Origin of the sequence: Acinetobacter sp. Q85-2, from assembly GCF_013420555.1 — a bacterium.
Classification (GTDB): domain Bacteria; phylum Pseudomonadota; class Gammaproteobacteria; order Pseudomonadales; family Moraxellaceae; genus Acinetobacter; species Acinetobacter indicus.
Genome location: NZ_VOXW01000004.1, coordinates 181,737 through 197,946, shown reverse-complemented (window position 1 = coordinate 197,946; position 16,210 = coordinate 181,737). Strand labels below are relative to the sequence as shown.

At 44.1% G+C, this 16,210-nt stretch carries 16 protein-coding genes and 1 other RNA gene; 7 read left to right on the top strand and 10 right to left on the bottom strand.

Features of this window, described 5'->3' with window-relative positions:
• Positions 1-170 precede the first annotated feature (170 nt).
• Positions 171-2,846 carry a M66 family metalloprotease gene (locus tag FTT68_RS03480; protein ID WP_160255557.1) on the bottom strand — a complete coding sequence of 892 codons (2,676 nt, stop codon included), beginning with the start codon at positions 2,844-2,846 and terminating at the stop codon, positions 171-173.
• A 376-nt stretch (positions 2,847-3,222) separates the two neighbouring features.
• Between FTT68_RS03480 and FTT68_RS14045 the strand changes: the two genes are divergently transcribed.
• Complete coding sequence (locus FTT68_RS14045) at positions 3,223-3,432, top strand: hypothetical protein (RefSeq protein ID WP_253586874.1); 210 nt, start codon at positions 3,223-3,225, stop codon at positions 3,430-3,432.
• Positions 3,377-3,658 carry a hypothetical protein gene (locus tag FTT68_RS14040; RefSeq protein ID WP_253586873.1) on the top strand — a complete coding sequence of 94 codons (282 nt, stop codon included), beginning with the start codon at positions 3,377-3,379 and terminating at the stop codon, positions 3,656-3,658. Before FTT68_RS14045 ends, FTT68_RS14040 begins: the two co-directional genes overlap by 56 nt.
• A gap of 77 nt (positions 3,659-3,735) precedes the next feature.
• Here the strand turns inward: FTT68_RS14040 and FTT68_RS03470 are convergent, their stop codons facing one another.
• Complete coding sequence (locus FTT68_RS03470; RefSeq protein WP_180175214.1) at positions 3,736-4,473, bottom strand: histidine phosphatase family protein; 738 nt, start codon at positions 4,471-4,473, stop codon at positions 3,736-3,738.
• A 55-nt stretch (positions 4,474-4,528) separates the two neighbouring features.
• Positions 4,529-5,386, bottom strand: a complete 858-nt coding sequence (locus FTT68_RS03465; RefSeq protein WP_005178490.1) for a 3'(2'),5'-bisphosphate nucleotidase CysQ — start codon at positions 5,384-5,386, stop codon at positions 4,529-4,531.
• 12 nt (positions 5,387-5,398) lie between these two features.
• Here FTT68_RS03465 and FTT68_RS03460 point away from each other — a divergent pair, with 12 nt between their 5' ends.
• From FTT68_RS03460 to FTT68_RS03445, 4 genes are all read left to right on the top strand, one after another.
• Positions 5,399-6,085: an HAD-IA family hydrolase gene (locus tag FTT68_RS03460; RefSeq protein ID WP_075167978.1), complete on the top strand. Its 687-nt coding sequence runs from the start codon at positions 5,399-5,401 to the stop codon at positions 6,083-6,085.
• On the top strand, positions 6,078-6,518 hold the full coding sequence (locus tag FTT68_RS03455) for an RNA-binding S4 domain-containing protein (RefSeq protein WP_180175213.1): 441 nt from the start codon (positions 6,078-6,080) through the stop codon (positions 6,516-6,518). The genes FTT68_RS03460 and FTT68_RS03455 overlap by 8 nt, the downstream gene beginning before the upstream one ends.
• Positions 6,519-6,663: 145 nt before the next feature.
• The gene (gene recA, locus FTT68_RS03450; protein WP_005178495.1) at positions 6,664-7,707 is read left to right on the top strand and encodes a recombinase RecA; all 1,044 of its coding nucleotides are present in this window, start codon (positions 6,664-6,666) and stop codon (positions 7,705-7,707) included.
• 89 nt (positions 7,708-7,796) lie between these two features.
• On the top strand, positions 7,797-8,408 hold the full coding sequence (locus FTT68_RS03445; protein ID WP_180175212.1) for a regulatory protein RecX: 612 nt from the start codon (positions 7,797-7,799) through the stop codon (positions 8,406-8,408).
• 138 nt (positions 8,409-8,546) lie between these two features.
• Here FTT68_RS03445 and ffs read toward each other — a convergent pair.
• An RNA gene (gene ffs, locus FTT68_RS03440) (signal recognition particle sRNA small type) lies at positions 8,547-8,643 on the bottom strand.
• 291 nt (positions 8,644-8,934) lie between these two features.
• Between ffs and FTT68_RS03435 the strand changes: the two genes are divergently transcribed.
• Positions 8,935-9,789, top strand: coding sequence for a YbgF trimerization domain-containing protein (locus FTT68_RS03435; protein WP_127800156.1), 855 nt, complete (start codon positions 8,935-8,937; stop codon positions 9,787-9,789).
• 47 nt (positions 9,790-9,836) lie between these two features.
• Here the strand turns inward: FTT68_RS03435 and rodA are convergent, their stop codons facing one another.
• The 6 genes from rodA to FTT68_RS03405 form a co-directional block, all read right to left on the bottom strand.
• Positions 9,837-10,973 (bottom strand): rod shape-determining protein RodA, encoded by a 1,137-nt coding sequence (rodA, locus tag FTT68_RS03430; RefSeq protein ID WP_005178500.1) that lies wholly within the window; start codon positions 10,971-10,973, stop codon positions 9,837-9,839.
• Between the two features lie 106 nt (positions 10,974-11,079).
• Positions 11,080-11,817 (bottom strand): 2-C-methyl-D-erythritol 4-phosphate cytidylyltransferase, encoded by a 738-nt coding sequence (ispD, locus tag FTT68_RS03425; protein ID WP_180175211.1) that lies wholly within the window; start codon positions 11,815-11,817, stop codon positions 11,080-11,082.
• On the bottom strand, positions 11,777-12,178 hold the full coding sequence (locus FTT68_RS03420; RefSeq protein ID WP_180175210.1) for a septum formation initiator family protein: 402 nt from the start codon (positions 12,176-12,178) through the stop codon (positions 11,777-11,779). The genes ispD and FTT68_RS03420 overlap by 41 nt, the downstream gene beginning before the upstream one ends.
• A gap of 7 nt (positions 12,179-12,185) precedes the next feature.
• Entirely contained in the window at positions 12,186-13,475 is a 1,290-nt protein-coding gene (eno, locus tag FTT68_RS03415) for a phosphopyruvate hydratase (protein WP_016659026.1), read from the bottom strand.
• A 44-nt stretch (positions 13,476-13,519) separates the two neighbouring features.
• Entirely contained in the window at positions 13,520-14,377 is an 858-nt protein-coding gene (gene kdsA / locus FTT68_RS03410) for a 3-deoxy-8-phosphooctulonate synthase (RefSeq protein WP_005178509.1), read from the bottom strand.
• A 30-nt stretch (positions 14,378-14,407) separates the two neighbouring features.
• Entirely contained in the window at positions 14,408-16,045 is a 1,638-nt protein-coding gene (locus tag FTT68_RS03405; RefSeq protein ID WP_005178510.1) for a CTP synthase, read from the bottom strand.
• Positions 16,046-16,210: the final 165 nt, after the last annotated feature.

Sequence of the window (16,210 nt, the reverse complement as noted above, 5' to 3'; positions counted from 1 at the left end):
GTGATGGGAGAGCATGTTCAAGAGTGGATTCTAAATGTTCAGATAAAGACATAAAAAAATGAGCGTATTTACATACACTCATTTTTACTACATTTTTCTAATATTTGCTTAACTGACTGGCATTACCTCGTTTGAGGACTTTTTTAATTTTATTAACTAAAGGCTAAATGTTACTTATTCAGTAAAGTTAAATTGGTTGAATTTAAATAAGCCAATAATAGATTTTGATTTGCTGTTAAATTCGTCCAGCGTTGATTTGCACCACCGGTACAATTATAGCGAATTAAGTCTGCACGATTATTCTGCAATCGCCCTGTATTTAAGTCCATACATTGGCCACTTTGGCGAATGGTTGTAGTTTCAGGATTCATCGTCCAAATTTGATTATCTAGGTTTAAGCTACAACGTTCCAAAGTAATTTTTGCAGAACCCCCATTGCCAGTTAAACACTGCCCCAAATCAGATTTACTGTGGATTCGTCCCACCGCATCATAAATCCATTGTTCTGAATCATCTGCCGTACAACCTGTTTGACCACTAATAAAAACATTTAATTTACCATCAGCTAAAGTCTCAGTTTTCAAACAGTTCGTACCATTTTTTATCAATGTTGCTTGTTCAAAAACACCATCACGGTTTAATACCAACTTTTGCATAAAACTGGTTAATGCCGTTGATGCTTCAGGCACTTGATTAGATAGATCTTTATAATAAACATTCATCCAACGATTGATACGGTATGCTGTATTTTGCTGGGCTTCATAACGGTCAAATTGCTGACGCGCAACTGAACTTAACAGCGCCTTATCATTTTTATAGGTATCAAACAGCATCTTAGCCGTTGGATCTAAATTCACAACTGCATTGTTAACTTGAGCCACTAGTGCTTGTTCGAGCTGCGGTAATTCAATCGAACGTAAAGCACTATAACCTGCTTCACGGCCTATTTTCACAGCAGGCTTAATCATATCGCTGTAAACTGGAATCACGATATTCGAAAGCAATTTAGCTTCTGCTCCTGCTTTCTTACAATACAAATCTACTGATTTTGGCTGATCGCTAATCGCTAAATTGACATGTAGTTTATTTGCATTTGAACCCATACGGTTCGGAGATAATGCAATGATCTTATTCTGCGATGGATATTGTACATTAAGCCAGCACGATGAACTTGCAGTCGCTGTATCAGCAGTCGGCAAATCAAAGACATTCCCCCAGTTACCTCGTGCCGCAGGATATAACAAACCTACTTGTTGTTCAGGGTCATATCCACCCAAAATGGTATACACAGGCACACCTATTTGTTTTGGTTTTAGATAATTACCATCTTGGCTGTTAAACCAAATATCAGAGGATTTCGGTACTTTAGGTTGAGTAACTTCCATGGTGCGGGTTTGTGTATTCCAAAGTTTATACCCAGTTGGAGAGCTTACATCCCATACTGCACGATTGAAATGTGGCTGAATTTTTAAGAATGTACTATAGCCAGTATAGTGGGTATAACGTGAGTAAGTGCTGTTAGGATAACCACCAGCCATAGAGTCACGGCCATAAGGGAATAAGTTTTTAAAATTCGGCGTACCTGAACTTGCATCCCATAATGAAGTCGACGTCCAACTTAAATTACCACGCATTTTATTACGGTTAGCAATATAGCCCCAACCACTGTCGGCATGGTGAGACGCCCAAAAGTAATTCGTCACGCCATCCGTGGTTACAGCACCTGGATAATGTCCAAGTCCATAATGATGTCCAATTTCATGACTAAATTCATTACCGACCGAATCAATTAAGGTCAACATACCGTTACCACCACTGAGACCATGGTTGTTATAACCATTGGCATAGCGACCACGTGAATGGTGAGTTATCACAGATTGAGTCAGTTGTGGTTGAGATTGACTTGACATTGAAGCGCTCGTCACCCCCCAGTTCGCAAGATTAATGCCTACACTAAACGTTGATTTCCCCACGTTTTCACGCATATCACCTGCATATACCCCTCCATCACCCGCACTGGCTTCGTTATAAATAACACCCGATGCTACGATCACTTTATCAAGTTGGATATCATCGTACTTGGCAACTGTCATTGCCGCCGCAGGAATAGTTTGGAAATAATCTGTACCCGCCTTCTCAGGCTCAAGTAACATATAATGTCCATTTGAAACTGGCGGCTCACTTAACATACCTATGCGTATATTATTCAGTACCAATTCACCAGGTGAGGCAAAATCAATTTTTTCTTCAACCAACTCACCACTTCGTTTCTGTGCATCAACAATTTTGAGTTTTAAACCCGGTTTAACTTCATCCCAATTCAGCTTTGTGGTCCACGCACGTTTGCTATAAACCACATCTGGACGACCTTTTTGACCACTTTGATCTGAAAGTGGCATTTGACTTGGGTCATCTAAATTTACTGTTCGAACTAAGCGATTATTTTGATAAATTTCGACTTTTAATTGTCCAACATCCTGCATATCAAGTGCTGGTGTCACAATCAATAACGCATCTTTCTCTGTCGTCAAGCGCGGCATTTTTTTAGCTTCATTACCATTTGGGTCGACAACATGACTTTGCCCAAATTGAACTTGGGCATTGAAGCTTCCTTCTAAATCATTTCGTATAACTCGAATTTCGTCATTGGCATCATAATCATAAAAACCTATAGATGTTTCATCTGCCACATCTTGACTTGGTTCCGGATACTTTTGCTGTGTCTCACTCGGTAAAGACTCTCCAGAAGCGTTTTCTGCCCCCCCACCTCCACCACAAGCTGTAAGTATGACTGACATAATACAAACACTTAAAGTGTTATATGAAAAACCTATCACAGTTTTCATGTTTAATTCCCCAATACACCGCATATTCGCTAAATTAAGTGATCTATATTTTTATATAAATCAATATTTTATGATTTATTTATGATATTTTAAAAAGAAATTATTTCAATTGCCGTATTTTGTCAGAAACTGACAGACACTATTTTTCATTATAAAAACAATAACAAATTCAATCATTATGATGTGACTAATGTTTTACTTTTCAACTAAATCATGACACAACAGAAGATGTTGAAGATTTTAATCCAGACAAATTTTGTCAACATTATTTTATATTTATAAAATCCATTAAGAAAAAACAAATCCCTTAAAAAAATTATGGTATTTTAAATCAAATGAATTCTTCCAAAATATTTTCCCAATAAGGAATTTTAGAATGATTAATCGCTTTTTACCTTCACTCGAAAAATTTGAAGAAACAGAAAAACAATATATCGAGTACTTCACCGCCAAAGGTGAAAAAGATGTCATTGGAAAAGTTATATCAAATATGAAATCTACTGCAGAAATTCAAGCATCTCAGGGTGTGGATGCTTGGCTATGGTGTTTATTTACCTGCAATCGAGCGAATTTTTGCCATGCATAAAGGTGAAAGTGAAGCTGATTTTTTTGCTCGCACCCAATATCCACACGATGTCGTCACTGCCTATAGCCTAAATGGACATGATTTGGCCACGCTCATTGCAGCAGACAAATATAGTCGTATGCACCAACAGCAAGTTGCTGTGAATACCAGTCAATGGCCGCTCAATGAAAATGGTCGAGTGCTTGAATTAAATGATTTTCCAGCACGTATTCGCGCTAAAATTTAGTATTTATTAAAGATAAATTTTACTTAAAGCATCTTAACAATCAGTGAGGTGCTTTTTATAGTGCTATTAAGATGAAATTACGGGTACGCTTGTTGAAATTCACGAATATTCAATTCGTTTAATTCACCACGCCAAATCCATTTCAGTTTTGAGTCTAAGAAAACATCCCCTTCAAACCAAACGAATAAACCTTCCATCATTTGTGGCCAGTCTTCCTGTGACACCTCATTACGCCCTGAAATTACCGCAATAATCGCAGCCAGAATGGTGTCATGACTGACCGCCAGACTTAGGCCGCCCGGACTGTTAGGATGAGTGTTATAAATCAGTTCCAGCACATCCACCACGCCGTGAATCGGGTGTTTCATGCCCGGCAAGGCATTATTGACAAAGCTGTTAATAAAGCCCAACGCACCCTGCTGGCGAAAATACGGACCAGCCTGCTTGATGTCCAGCACAAAACTGCCTGGCTCGACCAGCAAGCCCTGCTCGACAATTTCAATATGATGGGTATTTGGTGCAATATGTACCGAGTCGGCGCCTTCAATCATTAAGGCGGCAGTATCGACACAGCGCTGGATTGGACTAGAGATACAATGCTGAATGGCGCGTCCGCTATGGTCAATGAGATAAGCCCCCCATTTTTGCGCCAGTTCACGTCCCGGACCGGTTAACTGCAAATCATAGCCCGCCAGTCCCTGTCCAGCCACATTTTCACGAATGGAATGCCGGGTAAACAAGGTCACGGGAGTATGCACATCGGGCAACAAATCAATTGCCTTTAACATACTCGGTGGAAGCAGCTCTAACGCCATGGATCAAGCCAAATACAAAGGTGTTAAGCCCACTATAGCATGTTGGCAAATTAGCTCAATGTTCATTCGCCATAAGTGCTAGAGCACGCAAGGCAATCTCTTTCATTTCGGCATTTTTATAGGCAATAAAATTGCCATTTAACAGCGTATCACGATGGTTATATAAAAATGGCCGTCCCTGAAAATCAATCAGGCCACCGCCAATCCGTTCAATCAGGCATTGGCCAGCACTGGTGTCCCATTCACTGGTTGGGTGAAAACGCGGATATAAATCCACTTTATCTTCCAGCATCATGCAGAACTTATAGGCGCTGCCAGCACGAAAAACCGTATAGTCCTGTTCAATCGTAGCGAGCGCCTGTAGATACTGCTCATAGACCGGTTTATTTTGGCTACTTTGACTTAAACCGACTTGAATCTGCGGACCACTGTCTACATATAGATAGGCGTACCATTGCTGTTGCTGGATATTAAACCGTAGCGGCAGGCCCTGTTTGGGGCAGATATACACCGTTTGCTCGCCCGGAATCGCCAGAATGGCAAAGGTGGTATGAATGCCTTCGACCAGACTCAGGTTAATGGTAAATTCCGGACGTTGATGTAAAAACTCTTTGGTGCCATCGAGTGGATCAAGCAGCCAGAACGTGTCCCACCGCGCCCGATCATAAACTGCGCCTTCTTCTGACAGTAGCGGCACATCTGGAAACTGCTGGGCCAGCTGTTCTGTAATGAAGGCATTCACCCGAAAATCGGCCTGGGTTACGGGCGATTCATCGCTTTTGTGTTCAATATCAAAATCGGCACCGGAACAATAACGCTGATATTCTTCTCGCAAGATTTCACATGCCTGTGTCACAATGGGCATCAGCTGCAAAATCAGTGGATCTTGTGGTGCTGTGGTTTTTTTAAACATAGATAGCCTTATATGTCGAATTATTCTGATCAACCCACCATCATCTTTGACATGGATGGTACGCTGCTTGACCTTGCCTATGATGATTTCATCTGGAATGAGCTGTTACCGGTCCGCTATGCCGAGCTGCATCAATGCAGTCTGGCCGAAAGCCGGGATACCCTGTTCCAGTTTTATCAGGAACACAACCATACCCTCAACTGGTATTCATCGCGCTTCTGGACCAGTAAAGTCGGGGTCGATGTACTGGCCATGCAGATTGAGCACAAACATAAGGTGGCTTTAAGACCGGGCTGTATCGAGCTGCTCGATTACCTAAAAGCCAATGGCTATCCAATCTGGCTGGCCACCAATGCCGACTGCGCCGGACTGGCCTTTAAACTTGAGCAGACCGGTCTGGCCAACTATTTTGATGTCATGATCAGCAGTGAAAGCGTTGGACATGCCAAAGAATTTGTCGAGTTCTGGCAACACCTGGCACAGCAGCATCCTTTTGATCCTGCCCGCTGTTACTTTATTGATGATACCGAAAAAGTACTCAATGGTGCAGCAAAATTCGGTATTCAACAGCTGCTGACCATTCAGCAGCCTTCATCAGGCAAAGCAGCCCGTGTAGACAGCCGTTATCCGATGCTGCATGCGCTGACCGACCTGATTCCCCTATTGCAACACGCTGAGGAAAACAAAATATATGCCTAAATCTGCTCAACACGAAGCTGTAGAAAGCATGCGTATTGACAAGTGGCTCTGGGCGGCCCGCTTTTTTAAAACCCGTTCAATTGCCAAAGCAGCCATTGAAGGCGGCAAGGTGCATCATAATGGTGAGCGCGTCAAAGTTTCCAAGGAAATCCGGGTTGGTATGGAGCTGACCGTACAACAGCACTTTGACCGCAAAACGGTCAAAGTGCTGTCTTTATCGGCAGTCCGTGGTCCGGCACCGGTGGCCCAGCAACTTTATGAAGAAACTGAGGTCAGTATTGCTCGTCGGGAATTGATTGCATCACAAAGAAAGTTGCATAATCTAGCACGGCCTGATCATCGTCCAAGTAAAAAAGACCGACGACAAATCAGTAAATTTAAACAAGAAAATGATCAGTCCTATGACCAGTCCTGGTCATATCATGATGATTAATTTTGGGCGTCAGAATGTGTCGCAAGGCCACTGATTTTCATAGAAGAGAAACATAAATTCTGTCACTATACTCGGGTGGAAAGAGTTTGAAGTACATACATCCACTTGAGTATATTGTTTGGTGACATCGTATTGAGGTTGTAAGATGGATGAGAATAAAAGCAAGGCGCTAAATGCTGCCCTAAGCCAGATTGAAAAACAGTTTGGTAAAAACACAGTAATGCGTCTTGGTGACAATACCGTACAAGCTGTAGAAGCAGTATCTACCGGTTCATTAACGCTGGATATTGCGCTCGGTATTGGTGGTTTACCAAAAGGCCGTATTATTGAAATTTATGGCCCTGAATCTTCAGGTAAAACCACAATGACCCTGCAAGCCATTGCGGAATGTCAAAAAGCCGGCGGCACCTGTGCCTTTATTGATGCCGAACATGCTCTTGATCCTCAATATGCGCGCAAACTGGGTGTAGATATTGACAACCTGCTGGTTTCACAACCGGACAACGGTGAACAGGCGCTGGAAATTGCCGACATGCTGGTACGTTCAGGCGCAATTGACCTGATCGTTGTCGACTCTGTTGCAGCCCTGACCCCACGTGCCGAAATTGAAGGCGAAATGGGTGATTCACATATGGGCCTGCAGGCTCGTCTGATGAGCCAGGCGCTACGTAAAATTACCGGTAATGCCAAACGTTCTAACTGTATGGTGATCTTCATTAACCAGATCCGTATGAAGATTGGTGTGATGTTTGGTAGCCCGGAAACCACCACTGGTGGTAACGCACTGAAATTCTATGCCTCAGTACGTTTAGATATTCGCCGTGTTGGTCAGGTCAAAGAAGGTGATGAAATTGTCGGTTCTGAAACCAAAGTAAAAGTGGTGAAGAACAAGATGGCACCTCCGTTCCGTGAAGCGCTGTTCCAGATTCTGTACGGCAAAGGTGTGAACCATTTAGGTGAACTGGTCGACCTGGCTGTGCAGCAAGAGATTGTGCAAAAAGCTGGTGCTTGGTATTCATATCAAGGTGAAAAGATTGGCCAAGGTAAAAACAATACCATTCGCCATCTGGAAGAACATCCTGAACTGGCACAGACCATTGAAAAACTGATTCGTGAACAGCTATTAACCACAGGCAACGTGGTTGAAGAAAAAGACGAAGAGGAACCTGACTTTTCATTAGATCTGTAAGACTCAACTGTTGAGACTTTAGACATTACACAATACGCCCTACGGGGCGTTTTGTTATTATGCTGATGACCCTTTTCTGCGAGATGCTTATGTCAGATGCGAAATTCACTAAACTGTTGGACTATGAAACCTTAAAGCAGCAATTTGGCGATGCAGAAGATCAGCCAGCACCATCTGTATCTGCAACTGTCCCGCCTGAATTTGATCCTGAAGAACGTTTATTCGATCATAATAACAGCCAGGAACACAAACCCGGTTTAAGCGGTTCACGTTTGCGCTCTTATGCCTTTGCAGTCCTGACCCGTAAAGAATATTCCAAAGCTGAACTGATTGAGAAACTGGCGCTGTATGCAGAAAACCGTGAAGAAGTGGTCGTTTTGGTCGATGAACTGTCACGCGAGAATTACCAGAGTGACCAGCGTGTGGCCGAAACCCTGCTGTCCAGCCAAAAGCGCAAAGGCAAAGGCCCCAATCAGATTAAAATGAAGCTGAAAAGCAAAAAAATTGATACCGCTTTAATTTCAGAAGAACTGAAAGAAACCGACTGGGTGCAGCAAGCCTACGAATTAAAAGTTAAAAAGTTTGGTACTGATGTCACGAAAGACCCGAAACTGAAAGCCAGACAGATCCGCTTTTTAATGTATCGTGGTTTTGAAATGGATGCGATTATGAAGGCGATTAACCGTAAAGCAGAAGATTAAAAACTGAATCTAGAGATGTAGATAAGCATCTAACTAGGATGAAACATCGACAAATATAAGAAAATAATATAGGGATTAAATCGAAAGGAAATTAAAAAGAAAAAAGCGATATTCTAAGAATTATAAAAATGGTGGCAACCCTACCAGCAAAGCTTCGGCACATCCCACGTCTGCTACCGTTGCTACCTTCCGGTCCTGGCGGGGTTCACAGGGTGAAATTGCGAAGTAACCGGCAGGGCTACCATTGCAGAAACAGAGTATAGACAATTTTATTGAACTTGCAAGTCCTGATTGCGCTTTTATATAAATCAGCCATCTATTTGATTATTAAAAAAACAGTTTGTATTTAATTGGTTATTTTGCAACAGAATTCCGAGAATTTTTACAGACGCCTAATTCATGACAACTTTGTAAAAGCTTATTGCAATTCGGGTTCGGGCCGTTTTTAATGTGCACATGATGATGATTTGGAATGAGCCCTTTCCTGACCGCACATTCCCAGTAAAGATAAAAGATGGATATGAAAATGATGCTAAAAAAGCATACGCTCTGTGCACTCACCCTGCTCTGCTCTGCGCCAGCACTGGCCAATATTCCCATTGAATCACGCGGCTTAAGTCAGAACAGCGGCAGCGCCAGCACCCCGGCGGCCATTGGCGCCTCCAATAGTGGCGCTCCGGTCACCACCAACCTGAACTGGCAATTGATGCAAAAAAACCAGCAGCTTGAAAATGATATTCGCACCCTGCGTGGCAAAATGGAAGAACAGGAAAACGAGATTGCCCAGCTCAAGCATGAACTGACCAACCGTTATACCGATTTAGACCAGCGTCTTGAACTGCTGAACCAGAAAATTGATCCGGAAGCGGCACCTGCTGTAGAGGAGGATAATCAACAGGATAGTTCTCCCAGTACAGCCAGCAGCAGCCAACCCGCCAGTAACCCCGTAAATAATACCGCTGCCCCAGCGCCAGCAGCGACCACCGTGGTTAGCACACAAAGTTCGACGGAAGAACTGGAAAAAGCGGCCTATACCATCGCTTTGGATGCCTATAAACAAGGCGGTGCAAAAAAAGCCATTGCCCCAATGCAAAACTTTATTAAAAACCATCCGAATAGCGTGTATATTAGCAATGCCTATTTCTGGCTGGCCGAGTTTAATCTGGCAATTGAACCAACCAACTACAACGAAGCCAAAAAGAATTTTGAAATTGTTGCCAGCAAATATCCAAATTCGTCTAAAGCCTCTAATGCGGTGTATCGTCTGTATAGCATTGCCAAAAATGTCGACAAGAATGATGCACTAGCCGCGCAGTATCGTAGCACCCTGCTGACCAAATACCCGTCTTCCCAGGAAGCCAGCTTTGTGAAAAGCTCATAACCCCAAAGCCTCAGATGAGGCTTTTTTTTATAACAGCAGGATCGTGTTTAACGATGGGTATGTACTGACATAACAATGCCCATCCCGGCCAGCAGACTGACCACAGCCGTACCGCCATAACTCATTAACGGTAATGGATCGCCGGTTACCGGTAAAATCCCGCTGACCATACCGGAGTTTAAAAACACAAAGAAGAAGAAGGTCAAGCCAACTGCACCGGCATATAGGCGACCGAAATTATGAAAACAGCTCAGGCTGATAATCAGGCAGCGGATAATAATTGCAGCAAACAGCGCGAACAGTAAAAATACGCCAAAGAAGCCAAATTCTTCAGCATAGGTCGACATAATAAAGTCAGTATGATGCTCCGGCAAATAACCCAAATGCGACTGAGTGCCTTCCAGATAGCCCTTACCGGTCAGACCACCCGAACCAATGGCAATTTTAGATTGAATAATATTCCAGCCAGCGCCGAGTGCATCAGATTCCGGATCAAACAGGGTTAAAATCCGTTTCTTTTGATATTCCTGTAATAAAAACATCCAGGCCAGCGGCGCAACAATGGCCATCGCCGCAAATGCCCCGCCAATTAAACGCCAGGACATACCGCTCAGAAACAATACAAAAATGCCTGGAATAATCAGGCCAATGTTCAAGTCCGGCTGTAGTGCCACCAGCACAAAAGGAATACCGAGCAGCACCAGCGCACCGACGATTTGCAGGAATTTGGGTGGAAACGGTTTACGAGCAAAATACCAGGCCATCATCAGTGGCATGGTAAATTTCATGAATTCACTGGGCTGCATACTGCCAATACCGGGCAGACTGATCCAGCGTTTGGCCCCCATGCGGGTTTCACCAATCAGCAGCACCAGTACCAGCATGAGCACGGCCAGGGCATAAAAATAGGGACTGGCGGCCTGATAGACCTTGGGCGGAATCTGCGCACAGATAAACATGGCAATAAAGCCGATACCAAAGCTGATGCCCTGACGCATCACCATTCCCATATCCTGTGCGGTGGCACTATACACCACCATCAGCCCTAAAATTGCATTCAGGATCAGGAAGCATAATAGCCAAGGATCGAGGTGTAGTTTGGTCCAGCGAGAGGTATCGCTTTTAATGCTTCTTCCATCACGTAAAGAGTGACGTAAAAAACGATACTGCTGAGAAGGTATCATTGCGCCCCATTCAATCCAGATAACAAATCATCGGCAATTATAGGATGAACCATGCGCAGAGTGAATCGGAAATACACACTCGACTCATGATTTCAGCAAAGATTTTTTATGCAGTGGTTGCAGCGTGCTGGGCTTGCAGAATTAAACGCGCCAGCTCCAGATCATCGGGATAGGTAATTTTAATATTGTCCGAGCGTCCCTGTACCACCTGTACCGGATAGCCACTATGCTCCAGTGCACTGGCTTCATCGGTAATATTCACCTCTTGCGCCAATGCCTGTTCAATCGCACGTTTAAGCTCACCTAAGTGCGCCATTTGCGGGGTTTGTGCCTGCCACAGCTGGGCACGGTCTACCGTGGTCTGAATCTGCTGCTGCGTTTCTACACGCTTGAGGGTGTCACGGACCGGAATGGCCAAAATAGCACTCTGGTTGCTGTGTACTGCCTGATTTACCAATGCATATAAGTTTTCAACCGCCACACAGGGACGCGCGGCATCATGCACCAGTACCCAGTCTTCATCCGATGCAATAGCAGATAAATACTGCAAGGCATTCAGCACCGAGTTGACCCGCTCTGCGCCACCCAGACAAAAATGGGCTTTATCCTGATGTGCAAACGGCAAACGCTGAGCCACATCATCCTGCGCACCAATGGCCAGCACATAACCTGCCAGCGGCAACTGATTTAAACGCGCTACCGTATGCTCCAGCACCGTGTGGTCCTGGATCATCTGATATTGCTTGAGTTCGGATTTGGAAAAGCGACTGCCCGAGCCTGCTGCCGGAATAACGGCCCAAAGTTTATGGTGTAGGGGTTGTTGCAGCTGGCTGTGGTGCTTCATTGGTACGTAAATCTACCTGGGCATTCGGATTGATATAAATCGGCTTATATTGGGTACTGATGGTACTCATCTGTACAAAAGTTTCATGTGGTTTAATTAAGCCCAGATCAAGACGGGCATGTTCTTCGATGGCTTCAATACCATTCTTCAAATCATAAACTTCTGCGGCCAGAACGCGATTACGCTCTTTTAGCTCATCATTCAATTCCATCTGTTGCTGGATTTTCTGGGTCAGTTCCTGATGTTCACGATAACCACCTTCACCAAACCAGTATAAATATTGAAACCCTGCGATCAGAACGATCGCAAGGCCCAACAGTACTTTACTCGATTTCGAGTCGAATACACTTAACATTGACATCTGTCGCTTAGTTTAAACCTTTAAACTCAGCTTTACCGCGATATGCAGCATTCGTCAATTCTTCAATACGAAGTAATTGGTTATATTTCGCTACACGGTCAGAACGGCATAGAGAACCAGTCTTGATTTGACCTGCTGCTGTACCTACTGCAAGATCAGCAATGGTCGAGTCTTCAGTTTCACCTGAACGGTGAGAAATAACCGTTGAGTAACCATTGGCTTTTGCAAGGTAGATGGCATCTAAAGTTTCAGTCAAGGTACCAATCTGGTTGTATTTAATCAGAATCGAGTTACCCACTTTTTCGTTGATACCGCGTTGCAGGATTTTAGGGTTAGTCACGAACAGGTCATCACCGACCAACTGGATCTTGTCGCCAAGAATTGACGTCAGGTAAGACCAGCCTTCCCAGTCAGATTCATCTAAACCATCTTCAATTGAGATAATTGGATATTGGTTTACCAGGCCAGCTAAATAGTCAGCAAACTGGTTGCTGGTGAATGCTTTGTTGCCTTCGCCTTCCAGTACGTATTGACCATTCTTGTAGAATTCAGAAGATGCACAGTCAAGCGCAAGCATCATGTCAGAACCTGCCTTGTAGCCAGTCTGTTCAATTGCTTCAAGAATTACGGTAATTGCTTCTTCGTTTGAACGTAAGTTCGGCGCGAAACCACCTTCATCACCTACAGCTGTGTTCAAACCTTTTTTCTTTAATACTGATTTTAACGCATGGAATACTTCAGCGCCTGAACGTAATGCTTCAGCGAATGAAGTGAAGCCTACTGGCTCAATCATGAACTCTTGGATATCAACAGTGTTGTCTGCGTGCGCACCACCGTTCAGGATGTTCATCATTGGCACAGGCATAGTCAAAATGGTTTGACCACGTAAATCTGCGATGTATTGGAAAAGAGGAATTTTCTTTTCATCAGCAGCAGCGCGTGCAGCAGCCAAAGATACGGCTAGCGTTGCGTTTGCACCTAATTTTTCTTTGTTTTCAGTACCATCTAAAGCAATCATCGTATTGTCGATGTCTTTTTGCTCAAATACTGATTTACCCACCAGCGCATCACGGATTAGCGTGTTAACGTTGTTTACGGCAGTTTTCACACCTTTACCTAAGTAACGTGCTTTATCGCCATCACGAAGTTCTAAAGCTTCACGAGAACCAGTTGAAGCACCAGATGGTGCACATGCACGGCCAACTACGCCAGATGCTAAGATTACGTCTGCTTCGATGGTTGGGTTACCACGAGAGTCCAAAATTTCACGTGCACGAATGTCAACGATTTGGCTCATGAACAATTCCTCAGTTGATTGAATAATAGATGCTGTTGCGGGCATCAATGAGTATCTAACTTTTTGAATCCTTTAACTAAAGTATCCAATTCTTTTAATTGCGCCAAGAATGGCTCTAGCTGTGACAGGCGCAGCGCACACGGGCCATCACATTTGGCCACATCCGGATCTGGATGCGCTTCCAGGAATAAACCTGCAAGCCCGGTCGCCATACCGGCACGCGCCAGTGTGGTGATTTGCGCACGGCGACCACCTGCTGAATCGGCACGGCCACCCGGCGTTTGCAGCGCATGGGTCACATCGAAGAAGACCGGTACATTCATCTCTTTCATGATGTCAAAGCCCAGCATATCGACCACCAGATTGTTGTAACCAAAGGCTGAGCCCCGTTCACAAAGAATCAGTTTGTCATTACCAGCTTCCAGACATTTATGCAGGATATGACGCATTTCATGCGGCGCAAGGAATTGGGCTTTTTTAATGTTGATGATGGCCTGTGTTTTGGCCATAGCTTCAACTAAATCGGTCTGACGGCTTAAAAAGGCAGGAAGCTGAATAATGTCAGCAACTTCAGCCACCGGCGCAGCCTGATACGGCTCATGCACGTCGGTGATAATCGGAACATTGAAGTGTTTTTTGATGTCTGCCAGCCACTCAATCCCTTTTTCCAGGCCTGGGCCCCGGAATGAGTTCAGGCTTGAACGGTTGGCTTTATCAAAGCTGGCCTTAAAAACGTAAGGAATATTCAAACGTGTGCAGATATCAATATAGGTTTCTGCAATTTCAAAGGCCAAATCTTTGGACTCAAGTACGTTCATGCCGCCGAATAGTACAAATGGCAAGTGGTTTGCCATTTGTATATCGCCTAAACGTACAACTTCTTGTGCTTTTAATTGTGACATTTAAACTTCCTGGTTTATTCCTTTTACCGCTTAGTGCTTGTTTTGGTACTGCTTTTTGGCAGCATCAATAAAGCTTGCAAACAGCGGATGTCCATCACGTGGCGAGCTGGTAAATTCTGGGTGGAATTGTACCGCAATAAACCAAGGATGTTGAGGGATTTCAACTGTTTCCACCAAGTGCTGTACTGGTGAATAACCTGAGATTTTCATGCCTTTTTCTTCAAGAACAGGAATATAACGGTTATTCATTTCATAGCGGTGGCGGTGACGTTCAATAATTTCTGCTGAACCGTACACTTCACAGGTTTTGGTGCCTTCAACCAGTTCTGATTTTTGTGCACCTAAACGCATGGTACCGCCGAGGTCAGAATCAACTGAACGCTGCTGTACTTCACCACGCTCATCTAACCATTCGGTAATCAGACCAATTAATGGAGATTTGGTTGAACGGTTAAATTCAGTTGAAGTCGCATCTGCAATACCGGCAACGTTACGTGCGTATTCGATCACGGCAAGCTGCATACCTAAACAGATGCCCAGGAATGGTACACCGTTTTCACGTGCATAACGGATGGCCGCCATTTTGCCTTCAGTACCGCGCTCACCAAAGCCGCCAGGGACCAGAATTGCGTCAGCATCTTTCAGTACGGCTGCAACGTCCTGGCTTTCCAGGTCTTCTGCATTGACATAGTCAATCTGTACTTTGACACGGTTTTGAATACCAGCATGCAATAACGCTTCGTTCACCGATTTATAGGCATCTGGCAGTTCAACGTATTTACCAACCATCGCTACACGTACGGTGTATTCCGGATTCAGTAAGGCTTCAACCACGTTATCCCAGTCAGACAGGTCTGCTTCTGGCACATCAAAACCAAAACGTTCACAGATCAGATCATCCACATCCTGCTCATAGAAGGTACGTGGAATTTGATAAATGGTTTTGGCATCTTTACACACCACCACTGCACGCGCTTCAACGTTGGTGAACAGTGCAATTTTGCGGGTAGTATCTGCGTCTACATCGTGCTCAGTACGGCAGATTAAGATATCTGGCTGAATACCGATTGACAGTAATTCTTTAACCGAGTGCTGGGTTGGCTTGGTTTTTAACTCTGCTGCAGACTTGATGTATGGCAACAGGGTTAAATGCATCAGCATGGTACGTTTATGACCGAGCTCAACCATGAGCTGACGGACCGATTCCATGAATGGGAGAGATTCAATGTCACCGACCGTGCCGCCAATCTCAACGATGGCAACGTCATAACCTTCACCTGCGCGAAGGACACGCTCTTTAATATTATCTGTGATGTGTGGAATCACCTGAACGGTACCGCCCAGATAATCACCACGACGCTCTTTATTTAAGACGTCTTGGTACACGCGACCTGATGTGAAGTTGTTTAACTTCGTCATCTTCGCACGACGCAAGAAACGTTCGTAATAACCCAAGTCTAAGTCAGTTTCAGCACCATCCTCTGTGACAAAAACTTCACCATGTTGGAAAGGACTCATCGTCCCTGGATCGACATTGATGTATGGATCCATTTTGACCATGGTTACTTTCAAACCACGGGCTTCTAAAAGTGCAGCAACTGAAGCAGCTGAAATACCTTTACCTAGTGATGAAACAACACCACCAGTCACGAAAATAAAATGGGTCATTGGGTTTCTCGTACAATCGAGCCTAAACTGGCCTGCAATGTTGCGCAATTTTACTTTACTCTGCACCTATAAAGCAAAGTCATTCCGCATCAATTCATAGAACAATAAACAATTGGCTATTCTATCAGCATTTCCGATAAAAAATTAGATTTTATTCATAGGATT

Excerpts from the sequence above, each read along its gene's own strand:
- FTT68_RS03480 (WP_160255557.1), bottom strand. The coding sequence starts at position 2,846 with ATGAAAACTGTGATAGGTTTTTCATATAACACTTTAAGTGTTTGTATT.
- FTT68_RS14045 (WP_253586874.1), top strand. The coding sequence starts at position 3,223 with ATGATTAATCGCTTTTTACCTTCACTCGAAAAATTTGAAGAAACAGAA.
- FTT68_RS14040 (WP_253586873.1), top strand. The coding sequence starts at position 3,377 with ATGCTTGGCTATGGTGTTTATTTACCTGCAATCGAGCGAATTTTTGCC.
- FTT68_RS03470 (WP_180175214.1), bottom strand. The coding sequence starts at position 4,473 with ATGGCGTTAGAGCTGCTTCCACCGAGTATGTTAAAGGCAATTGATTTG.
- FTT68_RS03465 (WP_005178490.1), bottom strand. The coding sequence starts at position 5,386 with ATGTTTAAAAAAACCACAGCACCACAAGATCCACTGATTTTGCAGCTG.
- FTT68_RS03460 (WP_075167978.1), top strand. The coding sequence starts at position 5,399 with ATGTCGAATTATTCTGATCAACCCACCATCATCTTTGACATGGATGGT.
- FTT68_RS03455 (WP_180175213.1), top strand. The coding sequence starts at position 6,078 with ATGCCTAAATCTGCTCAACACGAAGCTGTAGAAAGCATGCGTATTGAC.
- recA (WP_005178495.1), top strand. The coding sequence starts at position 6,664 with ATGGATGAGAATAAAAGCAAGGCGCTAAATGCTGCCCTAAGCCAGATT.
- FTT68_RS03445 (WP_180175212.1), top strand. The coding sequence starts at position 7,797 with ATGTCAGATGCGAAATTCACTAAACTGTTGGACTATGAAACCTTAAAG.
- FTT68_RS03435 (WP_127800156.1), top strand. The coding sequence starts at position 8,935 with ATGATGCTAAAAAAGCATACGCTCTGTGCACTCACCCTGCTCTGCTCT.
- rodA (WP_005178500.1), bottom strand. The coding sequence starts at position 10,973 with ATGATACCTTCTCAGCAGTATCGTTTTTTACGTCACTCTTTACGTGAT.
- ispD (WP_180175211.1), bottom strand. The coding sequence starts at position 11,817 with ATGAAGCACCACAGCCAGCTGCAACAACCCCTACACCATAAACTTTGG.
- FTT68_RS03420 (WP_180175210.1), bottom strand. The coding sequence starts at position 12,178 with ATGTCAATGTTAAGTGTATTCGACTCGAAATCGAGTAAAGTACTGTTG.
- eno (WP_016659026.1), bottom strand. The coding sequence starts at position 13,475 with ATGAGCCAAATCGTTGACATTCGTGCACGTGAAATTTTGGACTCTCGT.
- kdsA (WP_005178509.1), bottom strand. The coding sequence starts at position 14,377 with ATGTCACAATTAAAAGCACAAGAAGTTGTACGTTTAGGCGATATACAA.
- FTT68_RS03405 (WP_005178510.1), bottom strand. The coding sequence starts at position 16,045 with ATGACCCATTTTATTTTCGTGACTGGTGGTGTTGTTTCATCACTAGGT.